Origin of the sequence: Paenibacillus sp. FSL E2-0190 (assembly GCF_037992965.1) — a bacterium.
In the GTDB taxonomy this organism is placed as follows: domain Bacteria; phylum Bacillota; class Bacilli; order Paenibacillales; family Paenibacillaceae; genus Paenibacillus_AQ; species Paenibacillus_AQ odorifer.
The window spans coordinates 2,852,500-2,867,857 of record NZ_CP150306.1 but is presented as its reverse complement, the minus strand read 5'-3'; the positions used below and the strand labels follow the sequence as shown (position 1 = coordinate 2,867,857).

Genomic DNA, 15,358 nt, shown 5'->3' with positions numbered 1-15,358 from the left:
GCTATAATTTTGCCAACTACGCAATAACAAATTTCTACTCCATTGTTAAAGAACCATTAATTCCTACCTATGGCTCTACAGAGAACAGATAATAATACAGGGGTTGGCCACCCTCATGAATCTCAACTTCCACATTCGGATAAGTCTCTTCCAGCCACTCACTCAAAGAATCAGTAGCCTCGGATTCTGTTTCTGCACCAATAAGGATCGTGACGATTTCGTCGCCATTCTCCAGCATGTTGGATAACAGCGCCTGACTTGCAGCCAAAAGATCATCTGCCGCAGCAACAATTTTGGAATTAGAAATTCCAATAAATTGGCCCGATTTAATCTCCAGCTCATCAAAGCTTGTATCACGCACAGCGTTCGTTACTTGTCCGGACTTCACATGAGAAATTGCTTCCAGCATATTCTCAGAATTAGTCTCCACAGCATCTTCCTCTTGGAACGCAAAAGCTGCTGCTATTCCCTGTGGAATACTTTTACTTGGAATCACCGTAATCTCACGTTCGCCTTCTAGAAGATCTTTAGCTTGTTGAGCGGCAAGAACAATGTTCGAGTTATTCGGCAAAATATAAACATGCTTCGCAGATATAGAAGAAATCGCGTTCACGAAATCCTCCGTGCTAGGATTCATTGTTTGACCACCAGCTAGGACTACGTCCACTCCAAGGCTTTTGAAAATATCAGCAATACCTGCGCCAGAAGATACCGCAATGAAGCCGTAAGGTGCCAAATCATCAGCTGGTGGTTCAGCAGGAGACATTTGCACTGCACTCTTCTCATTCGGCATATCAGCGAATACATCAGGCATTGGTGCAATATCCATACCCGCAGTCAGCAGGTCACGATGCTGCTCTCGCATATTAAGAATGTGAATCTGCGTGATCTCCCCATAAAGAAGAGCCAAGTTCATCACTTCACCCGGAGCTTTAGAGTGCACATGCACTTTAATCGTCTCATCATCCGAAATTACAATAATGGAATCGCCATTAACTGACAACGCTTTCCTAAAAGCTTCCTCATCAAAATTAGTTCTCACGTTAACGCCTAACTGGCGATTAATGAAAAACTCCATATCATATAGAAATTCTATATCTTCAGTAGATAGCTGTGACTGCGCAGAAGACTGTACAGAAAACAGTTCATTTTCAGGTTTCGTTAACACGGGGTTAGGCGCTGGTGCAACGGGTGTGTGGGTTTGTCCTTGCACAGATTCAGACAGACCGGTACTTCCGTTCGTCAGATGCTGGTGAAACCCTTCATAAATGTAGACCAAACCTTGACCGCCAGAATCTACAACACCGACTTGCTTCAATACAGGTAATTGCTCAGGCGTATAAGCTAAGGCTTCTTTTGCTTTGGCTAATACCTCTGTCATCAGCTCCACAACGTCAGTAGTACGGCGGGCATAATAAACAGCATGTCTTGCAGCCTCTTTAGCTACAGTAAGAATAGTTCCCTCTACAGGCTTTACAACTGCTTTATACGCAGCGTCCACTCCAGTTTGCAGCGCAGCAGCGAACTGCTGTGTATTAAGCTCATCATGTTGAGCCGCATACCTGCTAAACCCTCTGAATAACTGGGACAAAATAACGCCGGAATTCCCGCGAGCTCCCATTAATAAGCCCTTGGAGAGTACACCTGCACATTGGCCCACAGAAGTGGTGTTATTTTTCTTTAATTCATTCGCACCTGCGGTCATCGTCAAATTCATGTTTGTACCGGTATCTCCGTCTGGGACCGGAAAAACATTTAGGGAATTGACGTGTTCTGCATGCTGTTGCAGCTTATCCGCTCCAGCCAATACCATAGCGGTAAAATCTGTTCCGTTTATAGAACGCTTACTCAATTGAGAATTCCCCTTCCTAACTTCATGCCTAATCATTCTATGATTAACAGGACATAATGCACTAATTTACATTGTACTATAAGTATTAAAAGAAATAAATGTTTTTGAATCGGTTGACGTAGCAAAATTTGCTGTGATATTATAGATAAGTATTGTTTATGCAGGTGTTAGGAATAAGGAGGTGTAATCTATGTCCCGCAAATGTGCAGTAACAGGCAAGAAACCGAGCAGCGGCAACCACGTGTCTCACGCTAATAACCGCAACCGTCGTTCTTGGGGAGTTAACGTTCAGAAGGTCCGTATCCTCGTGAACGGTAAACCAAAACGCGTGTACGTCAGCACCCGTGCTTTGAAAGCCGGTAAAGTTGAACGCGTTTAGTCTTTAGCAATTTTTAAGACCGAACGATAACTTATATGAAGCAAAAAGCACCCTTTACATTTGTAAGGTGCTTTTTTTCATGTTTTCTTTTCTGTTAGAGGCTTAACTCTTCTGAAATGTGTTCAATATTGCTTTAACAAAACCTCCCAAAAACCTTGGCAGCTTAAACGTGTAAAATTTCATGATTTACCCTCCCATCAATTCATGCCGTACGCAGGAGACTTTCCTCTTGTCAATAACGGAAACGAACTGCAGTCCTCCCTGCCAAAACAAAAAAGGCTACATGAGATTTCTGCTCATGTAACCATATTTATGCACCGAGGACTTGGCCTATACCTCTAGTCTCAATAGCCTATTTTTTAACGCAGTGCTGATTCGGCTGCTTCTCGAATTCCTCGGATCGCCGCAGCACGATCACTCCGGCCAAAAACTGCATTCCCCGCTACCAAAACATCGGCTCCAGCTGCCACAACTAATGGTGCTGTCTCTTCCGATACTCCACCATCTACTTCGATCAATAAATCTGGATTCACTTCATTCGCCCATTCTCGAATTTGAGTGATTTTGCGCAAAGTGTTAGGAATGAATGCTTGACCACCAAAGCCTGGATTAACGGTCATCACCAGAATCATATCCACATCCTCCAGCACCTCACGCACCGCTGAAGCCGGAGTACCCGGATTAATTGCTACACTTGCCATCAGCCCCAGTTCCTTAATCTGATGAACCACACGATGCAAATGAACGCATGCTTCAGCGTGAACGGTGATCACACTTGCACCTGCTGCAGCAAAATCAGGGATATAACGTTCTGGTGACTCAATCATCAAGTGAACATCAAGTGGCAGCTTGGTATGTAACGATACAGCTTTTACAATAGGTGGACCCAACGTGATATTCGGCACAAAATGACCGTCCATTACATCCACATGTATCCAATCTCCACCACTGGCTTCCGCCTCTGCAACTTCTGGACCTAAACGCGCGAAATCCGCCGACAATAAAGATGGTGCTATTCGTATCATGATGTTAGTACCTCCGCTTTTTATCTTTCATTTCATTAAAAAACAGTTTGTAATGATCATAGCGACTATCCGCAATTTTCCCTGCTTTCCAAGCTTCTATTACACGGCAGCCTGGTTCATGCTGATGACTGCAGCCCCGGAACTTACAATCGGATGCGTATTGAGCAAATTCACGAAAACAAGTGGACAGCTCTTCTACACCAAGCTCCAAGAAATCAAGCTGACTAAAACCTGGGGTATCTGCAACAAAACCTCCACCACCAATATCCATCAGCTCCACATGACGGGTCGTATGACGACCACGCCCCAATCGTAAACTGATCTCTCCAGTCTCCAGTTTAAGCCCGGGAACAATACGATTCAATAAGGTGGACTTACCAACCCCTGATTGACCCGCAAAAACGCTAATACCACCAGTAAGCCGTTGTCTTAGCTCATCGCTTCCGGCACCAGTAAGTGAACTTGTAACCATCACTTCATATCCGATATCCTCATAAAGTTCTTTAACATAACGGGTAGCTTCACCATCATCATCCGCCAAATCCTGTTTAGTCAGAACAATTAGGGGTTCCAGACCCGAATGTTCAATATGAACTAGAAACTTGTCCAACAGATTCAGGTTCATATCGGGCTCCCGAACGGAGAATAAAAGCACTGCGAGCTTAACATTCGCTACAGGTGGACGAATCAGTTCAGATTCTCTAGGTAGAAGTTCATCCACCATTCCTTCTCCATGCTCAGTAAGTATATAAATAACCCGATCTCCAACTAGCGGAGCGATCCCTTTTTTCTTGAGAATTCCTCGGCCTCTGCATTGAACAGAATGCTCTTCAGTCGCAATTAACCCTTCGCGGAGCGGTTTCACATAATAATAACCGCTTAACGCTTTAACAATTATACCTTCAGGCATACATAGTGAGCCTTCCTCTCCTGATTTTGCGAAAATGACCCAAGTCTGATATCCCCGGGTCATTTCGCTACGCCAACCGTTCAGGTTAAATCCTGTTTAGTTGTTGTTTTTATCTTTAGATTTATCCTTGCCTTTATTATTGTTCTTATTATTATTGTGCTTGTTATTGCCATTATTAGTCGATTCACTGTTTACCGAACTATTGGTTACGAACCCTGTCTGATTCACCGCCCCGTTATTCCCTCCGTCATTCTCTGAACCTGAACCCGGCAAGATCTCCGGTTCAATCGTAGGTTCAATTGTAGGCGTAGGTTCAGCAGAAGGTGTTGGAGTTGGCTGTGGTGTTGCTATAACTGGTGGTTCAGGCTCCTGAACGGTTCCGTTCTTAGCATCGATATAAGGAATGACATAAGTGTCCAAAAGTACACCGTCACGGGTAACAATAACTGAACCATCTTTATTAGGAGCCAATACTAGATTCACAGATAACACTTGGCTTTTTCCAATGGTACGTGTTCCCCAATCCTGCTTCTCTCCATTATTGCGCGCATCCACGAATTCGATACGAATCTTGCTCTTTTTCCCATCCTGAGCAGGAGCGACTGGCACATTAAAGGTATAATTCAGGGCTTCAGGTGGATAACCTGTACTTAAGTAAATCGTAATCGCTGTTCCAGGTGGAACAGAAGTACCTGTCCCTTTATCAAATGCCCAAGTCTTTGTTACTTTACCTTCTTCAATGCTGAAGCTGGATTCTTTCTTCACTTCTCCAAGAACAAGCTTGGCACCTTCAAGCAGCGCCTTTGCCTCACTCTCCGTCTTACCGATGAGATCTGGCAACAGTACACTTTCTTCTCCTTTACTAACGTAAAGGGTGATTTGAACCGTCTCAGGATCGAATTCAGTATTTAATGCAGGGTCAGATTTTACAATGAGACCTTCATCTGTATTTTCGTCATAGAGAGGTTTATTATCAATCCTGTCCTGGGCTACACCCAGCGCCATCAATGCCTTAACCGCATCATCAAAGCTCTTGTTAACTACATCTGGCATCTTGGGTAGTGGCTTAGCCGTATTCACAGTGAGTATAAGGGACGCTCCTTTTTTCACTTTGACATCCTTTTCCCTACTTTGCTTAATGACCACATTCTCTTCAAAATTCGGACTGTAGTCATACAGAATAGGATCAGCAACCTCAAGCCCCAAATCCTCAAGCTCAGTTTGAGCTTGTTCTATCTGTTTACCTACTACATAAGGAACGGAAACTTCAGGAACAACTAGCTGTGATTTAACGTACCATACGAGACTGGCCATAGCCAACAGCAACAGCAAGGTAAGCCCAATCCATAATGTAGGTTTTGCCCATTGTTTTTTACCTTTGCTTGAAGGCACCGGTTCATCATCTTCATCACGAACCATCCGTTCCTCACGATGATTACGATTACCATTGCTTCTTTGAATCGGTTTTATCGCCGGGATAACCCGCGTACGATCCTCATCTTCTTCATCGTTGAACAGAATCTTCGCCTCACTGCGACGCTCCGGCAATAAGCATGTTTCCAAATCCTGCAACATTTCTTTAGCAGAGTCGTACCGCTCCTCCGGATTTTTACGCATTGATCTCAGAATTACATTCTCAACGCTTTGCGGAATGAGTGGATTCAGAAGTTTTGGCTCTTCAAACTCTTCTTGCAGATGTTTTAAAGCTACACTAATCGGACTCTCTCCCAAGAAGGGCAGGCTTCCAGTAAGCATTTGATAAAGTACAATACCTAATGAATACAAGTCAGACTTTTCTCCTGTAGAGACACCTTTGGCATGCTCTGGCGAGAAATAATGTACTGAACCAACCACAGAACCGGTCTGTGTTATGGTTGTTGACGTAACTGCTCGGGCAATCCCAAAGTCGGTTACTTTCACCCGTCCATTGCGTCCGATCAGGATATTATGTGGTTTTATATCACGATGAATAATTTGATTCTGATGCGCATGATCTAGGGCATCACAGATTTGTGAAGCGATCCGTACGGATTCATCAACCTGCAATGGCGCTCGTTCTTTTATAATTTCATTAAGATTCTGACCCTCAATATACTCCATGACAATGTAATGAATTTCGTCTTCTTGTCCTACATCGTATATGCTGACGACATTCGGATGAGACAAAGATGCGGCAGACTGCGCCTCACGCCTAAAACGGCGAATAAATTCCTCGTCATGCACAAACTGATTGCGCAATACTTTGATGGCGACATTTCGGTTTAAAAGAATGTCATGTGCTCTATAGACGAGCGCCATTCCACCTCCGCCGATCCGTTCGATGACTTGGTAACGGCCGCCCAATTCGTGACCGATCATCAATCCCACTCCTTTGTTTCGGGCACAGCGGCCTCTCCATGATGTTCTAACAAAGCGACGCTAATATTATCGCCACCGCCGGCGAGCAGTGCCAGCTGAAGTAAACGGTCCGCTCTTTCCTCTAACGATATCTCATGTATACCTGCTACTTTGCCTAAATGCTCATTTGTGACAAAGTTGCTTAAACCATCGCTGCATAGAAGCAAAATTTCCCCTGGTAGCAGAGCTATAGGCGCCATATCAACCTCAACCTCAGCGTCTGTTCCAAGTGCCCTCGTCAGCACATTACGACGCGGATGATTATCCAATTCCTCCACACTGATCTGACCGTTCTTGAACAGCTCATTGACTAGCGTATGATCCTCGGTTAGTTGAACTGCCGCACTGTCTTTTATTAAATAGGCTCTGCTGTCTCCGATATGGCCAATATATCCGTTTGATCCATTCAAAAGAACAGCAACGACAGTAGTACCCATATTATGATACTTATCGTCACCGGAAGCCTCCCTGAACACAGTGCTGTTAGCTTCCAAAATAGCAGCTGACAACGCATCACGCAGAGCTTCGTCTTGAAGTTCAGGCTCTAACCCGTCCAGGTTATTCCTCATTGTCTCCAAAGCGAGCCTGCTTGCGGTTTCACCAGCCTGATGTCCACCCATCCCATCGGCAATTATGCCGAGTGTATAACCGTGGCGCGTCGCGCCGATCCAGACCGAATCCTCATTGACAGAGCGCACTCGGCCAATATCGCTGGCATGAACTGTTCTGATCAAATATCCTCACCCCAACTCCATATGTTTGGCACGCAGCTGTCCGCATGCGGCCGCGATATCATGGCCTTGCTCACGGCGAATAGTAACATTCACCCCGTTATCAGCCAAAATACGTTGAAACTCAAAGATATCATTGCGTGAAGTACGTACATATTTTCGCTCAGGCACATGGTTTACCGGAATCAAATTGACGTGGCACAGCATGCTCTTAAGCACCCCGGCCAATTCCTCAGCATGCTCCGGTTGGTCATTTACCCCGCCGATCAAGGCATATTCAAAACTGACACGTCGTCCCGTCTTAGCTTGATAATAACGCAATGATTCAATTACATCATCAAACGGAAAACGGCGGTTAACAGGCATTAGCTTTGAACGCAAGGCGTCGTTAGGCGCATGAATCGAAATCGCCAAATTGATCTGGGTATCTTCTTCTGCAAATTTATAAATGCTCGGTACAATACCGCTGGTGGAAACAGTAATATGCCGTTGTCCGATATTTAGGCCCTTCTCATGAATCATAAGACGCAGGAATCTCATTGTTGCATCATAGTTCTCAAACGGCTCACCAGTACCCATGATAACAATGCTGCTGACACGTTCGCCGCGCGCATCAAGGATTTGTTGGGAACGAACAACCTGAGCTACAATTTCTCCCGCTGTCAAATCCCGTTTTAATCCACCGAGTGTGGAGGCACAGAAAGTACAGCCGATTCGGCACCCTACTTGGGTTGTTACACAAACGCTATTGCCATAATTATGTTTCATGATAACTGTTTCGATAGCATGATCGTCATGCAATCCAAACAGGAATTTTACAGTTCCATCTTTAGATTCCATTTTAGTAATTTCAGTTAGCGCTGCAATAGAGAATTGTTCATTCAGCTTCTGACGAAGCCCTTTGGACAAATTGCTCATTGCTTCGAAGTCATTCACACGTTTTACATACAGCCAATCAAAAATTTGTCCACCACGAAAAGCAGGCTCACCATTGTCTTTCGCCCACTGTTGTAACTCTTCTAAAGAAAAATCATATATTAAAGGTTTCATTATTATCTACACCTGTTCTTTCATAAGGATATGCGTATTATTTCTCATTCTTCCTATTTTAACACAAATTTCAGAGACGGTAAAAGAAAACGCCCGCCGTACGGTAGCCCGGCGGGCGGAGGATACTACAATTGTCAGAAAATTTGCTATATTACAAGACTCTCTGCAGCTTGGAAATATAGAACCCGTCGCTCCCATAATGATGAGGCAGCAGCTGAATTCCCTCACCCTCAGCCAGCGCAGTACCCTCCAGCCTGTCCCATAATGGGGAGGCAAAAGTTACAGCGGTGAAGTCAGGATTCTGCTTCAAAAAGTCAGCTACTACTTCACTATTTTCCGCTTGTTCAGTAGTACAGGTACTATATACCAGAATGCCACCCGGTTTCAACAGTTTAGAGACCGACTGCAGCAATTCCCGTTGCAATGACGCTACGCTAGCCACATCTTCCGGCTGCTTACGCCATTTGAGGTCTGGCTTACGGCGAATTACGCCGAGACCAGAACAAGGTGCGTCGAGAAGAATTCTATCAAAGGATTGATGCTCTAAAGTGTGCTCCAGCTCCAGCGCATCTGCACTGCCTGTAGATACGCAATCAAGACCTAAACGTTCTGCTTGATCTGAGATCAATTTCGCTTTATGCAAATGCAGATCATTAGCGTAAATTGATCCTTCATCTTTCATGAGCTCGCCCATATGTGCTGTTTTGCCCCCCGGAGCAGCGCAGCAGTCAAGTACCCTCATCCCAGGCTCCGGAGCTACCGCTTCAGCTACAAGCATAGAACTCTCATCCTGAACGGAGAGATATCCATCACGATACCAGGAGGTGAGCGCCAGGTTTCCGCCGCCTTTCACAACAATGCCATAGGGACTAACCTCAGATGCTGAAGCTTGCAGACCTTGTTCAATCATCTGGTTCAACAGAGCTTCACGACTGATCATCGTTGTATTCACACGTACGCTGACCGCAGGCGGCTCATTATTAGATGCACAAATCGCTTCCGCCGTGTCGACACCGTACTCGGTAATCCAACGTTCCACTAACCACAACGGATGTGAGTATAATATCGATATCCGCTGCGCTTGACTCAGCCCCTCAGGCAGAACCGGTAGATCACCAGCGCGCAACACACTGCGCAGCACACCGTTAACCATCCCTGAGATTCCCTGGTGGCCTTTTTTCTTCGCTATATTAACAGCCTCATTAACAGCTGCATGGGACGGTATACGATCCAGATACATAATTTGATATAAACTTAACCGCAGTAAATTACGGACCCATGGCTGTAGTTTAGCTATCCCTTTACTAACAAATCCTTCAAGCACATAATCCAAGGTGTTCATCCGCGAAATAGAGCCATAAACAAGTTCTGTGACCAGTCCGGCATCTTCTTTGCTAAGTGTCGCCTTCTGTAGACTGCTGTTGAGCAGCAAATTGCTATATGCACCTTGCTGCTCAACTTTAACCATTATATCAAGCGCGATTTCCCGGGCAGAAGCAGGGGCAACCTTACCCTTATTGCCAGCTCTGCCGTTGTTGCCAACTGCTTTGGAATTGTTCCCCTGTCTCTTCCCAGCGTTAGGATTTACTGCTGATCGGCCAACACCATTTCCACCGCCGCTCAACCTAACACCGTCCCTGGCTTCATAACAGCACCACGGCTAAAATCGGCCGCACTCATTGCTTTTTTGCCAGCAGGTTGAACCGTTGTCAGCAGCAGACTTCCGTCACCTGTTTTCACTTCGACACCTTGCTCGGTTACAGAAAGCACCGTTCCTGGAGCACTATCGCTTGCTTTCTGCTCTTCAGGCAGTTTAGAAGCCCAAGCTTTAAAGGTCTCACCATTCCAGAGCGTAAATGCGCCGGAAAAAGGAACTAATCCACGAATTCGATTATAGTTATCACGCGAGCTCGCGTTCCAATCCAAACGTTCATCCTCGCGATTAAGGTTAGGAGCATAAGTTGCCTCACTATCGTCTTGCTGAACAGCTTGAACTTTTCCACTCACTAAACGTGGCATTTCAGACTTTAACAGATCTCGTCCCGCTAGGCTTAGCTTCTCAAAAAGAGTTCCAGAGGTATCTTCAGCCTCAATAGCCACTTCGACACGAGAGATCATGTCACCGGTATCCAGCCCTTCCGCCATATACATCAAAGTAACGCCGGTCACTTTCTCACCATTGATGATACTACGCTGAATCGGAGCACCTCCCCGATATTTAGGAAGCAACGAACCGTGTACATTCACACAACCATTCCGCGGTAAGTCCAACACAGCTTTAGGCAAAATTTGACCATAAGCAGCCGTGACGATCAAATCCGGCTCATATGCAGCCAGCTCAGCGACTGCCTCAGGACGACGCATGCGTTCAGGCTGAAGCACAGGTAATCCGAGAGCTAATGCGGCTTCCTTAACTGGTGAAGGAGCCAAGATCTTTTTTCTCCCCTGCGGACGATCCGGTTGGGTGATGACAGCTACAACTTCATAGCCTTCATCTACCAGCATTTGCAAGCTTGGCACCGCAAAGGCTGGAGTTCCCATGAAAACAATCTTCATATTCCTCACTCCTCAGTCTCGTTAGCAGTCATCTCGTACACTTTTTCAGCGATATCTGTAAACAGAACTCCATTCAAATGGTCAATCTCATGCTGAAAAGCCCGGGCAAGTAAACCACTGCCGGTTATCGTAATCTCTTTTCCCTCACGGTTAAGGCCACGTACAGTTACAGTCTCCGCACGGCGTACATCACCATTCAAGCCAGGAATACTAAGACATCCTTCTGGCCCTAGCTGTTCACCTTCCATGCTGATGATTTCAGGGTTAATCATTTTGATCAATCCATGCTCTTCATCCGCATCCACCACAATTAGACGTTTCAAAATTCCGACTTGGGGTGCCGCCAGCCCTACTCCTTCAGCGTCATACATCGTATGTGCCATATCATCCAGCAATTTTTTAACATTAGGAGTAACTACTGCTACTTCTTTAGCTTTTTTGTGCAATACTTCATCCGGTTCCTTAACGATCAAACGTATAGCCATTACAAAACACCTTCCCGTTCTGAACATTTCTATATTTAAAGTCAATTGATAAAGCTCTTTTTTTACATTGTAACATGATACGGATTTACATCAACATCTGCGGATCCACATCAATGCTGATCTGAAGACCAGTATCCCGTACAGAATCCTCTAACTCTTCAGCCACTTGACGGACAAGTCCAATTACATCGATGGCGCCGCGCCATTTTATCATACACTGGAATCTATATCTACCCTTTAATCGAGGGATAGGTGAAGCCACAGGACCCAACAGATCTAACACATCACTGGTTAGCTTATCGAGACTTCCATACCATCTTAGCTGTCTGGCTTTTCCTTGAAGATTCAGAGCATAATTCTCTGCCATCCGCAGTAGAAGCGGCAGCTGTTCATGAGACAATGTGACCAGGATGAGTCTGCAATACGGCGGATAATGGAGGCCTCTACGATGCTTCAGCTCTTCACGTACAAAAGAGAGATAGTCATGTCCGCTGGCATGAATAATGGAATAATGCTCTGGCGTATAGGACTGAACGACCACTTCGCCTGGAAGCTGATGCCGGCCTGCTCTGCCTGCAACTTGTGTAAGCAATTGGAATGTCTTCTCTGCTGCGCGAAAATCGGGCAGGTTCAACGCTGAATCTGCTGTGATTACACCAACAAGAGTGACATCTGGAAAATCCAGTCCCTTTGCTACCATCTGAGTCCCCAGGAGAACATCCGCTTTTTTGTCCCGGAATTGGTTCAGCAGCTTCTCATGTGAGCCTTTTTCTGTTGTTGTGTCCACATCCATTCGAATCACTCTTATGCCTGGGAACAGCTTACCAAGCTCTTCTTCCACACGCTGTGTACCCGTTCCGAAAAACCGGATATGCTCACTCCCACACTCCGGACAAAGCTTAGGTGCTGGTTCAGCATGGCCACAATAATGACAACGCAAATTGTCACTACGGCTATGATATGTTAGTGAGATATCACATTCTGGACAACCGGCTACGTAACCACAGCTACGACACATGACAAAGGTTGAGAAACCTCTACGGTTAAGCAGCAGCACCGTCTGTTCTCCGCGTTCCAGCCTCTCTTCCAGTGCTGAATGAAGCTTTCGGCTGAACATCGAACGGTTGCCTTCTTTAAGCTCTTCCCGCATGTCTACTACGTTCACCTTTGGAAGTTCATTTCCAAGCGCACGGGTAGGCATCTCCAGCAGTACCGGTGAAAAATGAATATCACTCTGCGATCTTGCAGCATGATAGCTTTCCAGCGAAGGCGTGGCAGATCCAAGAATCACAGCTGCCCCACACTGCTCCGCTCTACGAATAGCAGCATCACGGGCATGATATTTCGGATTCTCCTCCTGTTTATAAGAGGTCTCATGTTCTTCATCCATAATAATCAGTCCTAAGTTGGAGAAAGGAGCAAACACGGCCGATCTTGCGCCTACAGCGACTGTGGCCTTTCCTTCACGGATTTTACGCCACTCATCGTATCGCTCACCAACAGACAGCCGGCTATGCATAACCGCGACCCCGCTGCCGAACCGTCCCTTAAACCGCTCCACCATTTGTGGCGTTAAAGCAATCTCTGGAACAAGAACAACAGCCTGTCTACCCTGATCTAAACAACGTTTAATACACTGCAAATAGATCTCTGTCTTACCACTACCCGTAACGCCATGAAGCAGAAATACTTCGTGAAGCTGCTCTTCTACGGTTCGAGAAATCCTTGTATATACGACCTCTTGTTCCGCTGTGAGCGGTAGAGGTGCGGTAGGTTTAAAATCTCGCCCTTGATAAGGATCGCGATAGACTTCAATTTCACTGATCTCGATAAATCCTTTTTCCTCCAAGGCCTTTACAGTACTTGCCGTTACTTGGAGTGCAGACAAAACTTCTTTAAGGGCCATGGGGAGTGTAGCTTCCATATCAACTAAAAAGCTCAGAACTTCCTTCTGGCGTGCTGATTTTTTCGGAAATTTGTTCAAAGCCTCCCGGGCAGCAGTGACACCTATCGCCAGATCGACTGCCTTGAGCTTTTTCTTGCCCATTTTATCCTTAATGGATTGACTCTCTATAAGTACTCCACGCCGCAGCATGAACTTCACCGTCTCAGCAGCCTCAGGAAATGCACGAGTAAGCTGCTTCATGGAAACTTCGCCACTACGTCCAATAAATTCTGTGATTAGCCGTTCCTCATCCCCTGTGTCCGCAAACATTGGGAACAATTCATCCTCTGGAAATGCTGTCTCTTCCTGCACATCTCCAAGTGAAATCAGCCGTTCTGCCTTCCCTTTTAGAGCGGTGGGCAACATCGCCTGCAGTGCTGAAATTCGTCTACATGCATATCTTTTACTCATCCAGTCCGCAAGCTCAACTAATTCAGGAGATAAAGGCGGGAGCAGATCCAACACTTCTTGGATTGGCTTCAGGCTAGGATTCACTAGTGTCTCGCCTGATTCTAAAGAAACTACAAAACCTTGGACTGTCCGGTGCCCAAACGGAACGGCTACCCGACTGCCCACTTCAATCCATAATTTCAGGGATTCTGGAATACTATAATCAAATGGCCGGTCAGTGCTGCGTACAGGCACATCCACAATGACCTTGGCGATATCCATTATAATGAAGCTCCAGTAATTCGCTCTGCCACGAGCGTCAGCAAACGACGAGCAACCTCATCCTTCGACAATTGTGGCAATTCAAGCACCAATCCATTCACATCATATATCGAAACGATATTCGTATCCGCTCCAAATCCGGCTCCTGCAGCCGCTACATTGTTAGCAACGATGAGATCGCAGTTTTTGCGGACCAGCTTGTCCTTAGCATAAAATTCCGTATTGCCCGTTTCCGCAGCAAAGCCAACCAAAAACTGCTTGTTTTTGTTCTTACCGAGTGTTTCCAGAATATCCGTTGTCTTCACAAGCTCAAGCGTCATCGTCTCTCCGCTTTTTTTAATCTTAGAAGGCTCACTATGCTTCGGACGGTAATCCGATACAGCCGCCGCCTTGATCATAATATCGCAGCTGTCCCACTGTGCGGTAACTGCTTCATACATTTCCTGTGCAGATTGAACACGAATGACTGAAATCTCTGGATCCTGTGGAGGGGCCTCATCTGTACGCGCAGCAATCAACGTTACCTCAGCTCCCATTGCGCGCGCAGTACGTGCTAATGCGAAGCCCATTTTACCTGATGAATCATTGGAGATATAACGTACTGGATCAATGCGTTCTACCGTTCCACCCGCTGTGATGACGATTTTTTTACCCACAAGAGGTTTGGATGCGACGCTTGCTTGATGTGCAAAAAAATTCTCAACCACACTCACAATAGCCTCTGGCTCTTCTAGCCGACCTTTGCCAACGTATCCACATGCCAGCAGTCCTTCACCAGGCTCAATAAATTGAATGCCCCGAGTAGCTAGAATATTCAAATTATTAAGTACAGCTGGATGCTGATACATATGAACATTCATAGCTGGTGCAACCATAATAGGAGCCGTAGTAGCTAGCAGCGTTGTAGATAACATATCATCGGCGATCCCGTGCGCCATTTTGGCAATCATATTTGCGGTCGCGGGTGCTACCAGCACAAGATCCGCAGCATCTGCCAGATCAATATGTGAAATGGAGGATGGATCTCTCTCCTGGAATGTATCGCTGTATACTCGTTGCTTCGATAGTGACTGTAGAGTTAATTCTGTAATGAACTGCTTCGCCGAAGCTGTCATAATGACATGGACCTCGGCACCTTTTTGGACAAGCTTACTGGTCAAGGACGCCGCTTTATAAGCAGCAATTCCTCCTGTGATCCCAAGTAAAATAGTCTTCCCCTTCAAGCTCTTCAACATGATCTCCCCCCTGTTCCCTACTCTTACAACGAATGGCTATCTTTACGACGAGAAAAAAATAACAACCTTCCGGTTGTCATAAAGAGCCCGGTTCTGGGCTTTCATCATAAATTTAAGACCC

Annotated in this window: 13 protein-coding genes; 1 reads left to right on the top strand and 12 read right to left on the bottom strand. The window is 45.9% G+C overall.

The window, feature by feature from the left end; genetic code table 11:
• Positions 1 to 67 precede the first annotated feature (67 nt).
• Positions 68 to 1,852: a DAK2 domain-containing protein gene (locus NST25_RS12330; protein ID WP_076183402.1), complete on the bottom strand. Its 1,785-nt coding sequence runs from the start codon at positions 1,850 to 1,852 to the stop codon at positions 68 to 70.
• Positions 1,853 to 2,042: 190 nt separating this feature from the next.
• Here NST25_RS12330 and rpmB point away from each other — a divergent pair, with 190 nt between their 5' ends.
• Positions 2,043 to 2,231: a 50S ribosomal protein L28 gene (rpmB, locus tag NST25_RS12325; protein WP_036686205.1), complete on the top strand. Its 189-nt coding sequence runs from the start codon at positions 2,043 to 2,045 to the stop codon at positions 2,229 to 2,231.
• 102 nt (positions 2,232 to 2,333) lie between these two features.
• Here rpmB and spoVM read toward each other — a convergent pair whose 3' ends face one another.
• From spoVM to coaBC, 11 genes are all read right to left on the bottom strand, one after another.
• Positions 2,334 to 2,414, bottom strand: a complete 81-nt coding sequence (gene spoVM, locus NST25_RS12320; protein WP_020431362.1) for a stage V sporulation protein SpoVM — start codon at positions 2,412 to 2,414, stop codon at positions 2,334 to 2,336.
• 176 nt (positions 2,415 to 2,590) lie between these two features.
• Entirely contained in the window at positions 2,591 to 3,256 is a 666-nt protein-coding gene (rpe, locus tag NST25_RS12315; protein WP_340394082.1) for a ribulose-phosphate 3-epimerase, read from the bottom strand.
• A 4-nt stretch (positions 3,257 to 3,260) separates the two neighbouring features.
• The gene (rsgA, locus tag NST25_RS12310) at positions 3,261 to 4,166 is read right to left on the bottom strand and encodes a ribosome small subunit-dependent GTPase A (RefSeq protein ID WP_036686201.1); all 906 of its coding nucleotides are present in this window, start codon (positions 4,164 to 4,166) and stop codon (positions 3,261 to 3,263) included.
• Between the two features lie 96 nt (positions 4,167 to 4,262).
• Positions 4,263 to 6,524, bottom strand: a complete 2,262-nt coding sequence (pknB, locus tag NST25_RS12305; protein WP_340394080.1) for a Stk1 family PASTA domain-containing Ser/Thr kinase — start codon at positions 6,522 to 6,524, stop codon at positions 4,263 to 4,265.
• Positions 6,524 to 7,297 (bottom strand): Stp1/IreP family PP2C-type Ser/Thr phosphatase, encoded by a 774-nt coding sequence (locus tag NST25_RS12300; RefSeq protein WP_076129149.1) that lies wholly within the window; start codon positions 7,295 to 7,297, stop codon positions 6,524 to 6,526. The genes pknB and NST25_RS12300 overlap by 1 nt, the downstream gene beginning before the upstream one ends.
• 6 nt (positions 7,298 to 7,303) lie before the next feature.
• Complete coding sequence (gene rlmN / locus NST25_RS12295; RefSeq protein ID WP_036686196.1) at positions 7,304 to 8,344, bottom strand: 23S rRNA (adenine(2503)-C(2))-methyltransferase RlmN; 1,041 nt, start codon at positions 8,342 to 8,344, stop codon at positions 7,304 to 7,306.
• A 151-nt stretch (positions 8,345 to 8,495) separates the two neighbouring features.
• Positions 8,496 to 9,827 carry a 16S rRNA (cytosine(967)-C(5))-methyltransferase RsmB gene (gene rsmB, locus NST25_RS12290; RefSeq protein ID WP_256715957.1) on the bottom strand — a complete coding sequence of 444 codons (1,332 nt, stop codon included), beginning with the start codon at positions 9,825 to 9,827 and terminating at the stop codon, positions 8,496 to 8,498.
• A gap of 137 nt (positions 9,828 to 9,964) precedes the next feature.
• Positions 9,965 to 10,900 (bottom strand): methionyl-tRNA formyltransferase, encoded by a 936-nt coding sequence (fmt, locus tag NST25_RS12285; RefSeq protein ID WP_076129147.1) that lies wholly within the window; start codon positions 10,898 to 10,900, stop codon positions 9,965 to 9,967.
• Positions 10,901 to 10,905: 5 nt separating this feature from the next.
• The gene (gene def, locus NST25_RS12280) at positions 10,906 to 11,385 is read right to left on the bottom strand and encodes a peptide deformylase (protein ID WP_036686193.1); all 480 of its coding nucleotides are present in this window, start codon (positions 11,383 to 11,385) and stop codon (positions 10,906 to 10,908) included.
• An 85-nt stretch (positions 11,386 to 11,470) separates the two neighbouring features.
• Positions 11,471 to 14,002, bottom strand: a complete 2,532-nt coding sequence (gene priA / locus NST25_RS12275; RefSeq protein ID WP_076275857.1) for a primosomal protein N' — start codon at positions 14,000 to 14,002, stop codon at positions 11,471 to 11,473.
• The gene (gene coaBC / locus NST25_RS12270) at positions 14,002 to 15,237 is read right to left on the bottom strand and encodes a bifunctional phosphopantothenoylcysteine decarboxylase/phosphopantothenate--cysteine ligase CoaBC (RefSeq protein WP_076280821.1); all 1,236 of its coding nucleotides are present in this window, start codon (positions 15,235 to 15,237) and stop codon (positions 14,002 to 14,004) included. The genes priA and coaBC overlap by 1 nt, the downstream gene beginning before the upstream one ends.
• Positions 15,238 to 15,358: the final 121 nt, after the last annotated feature.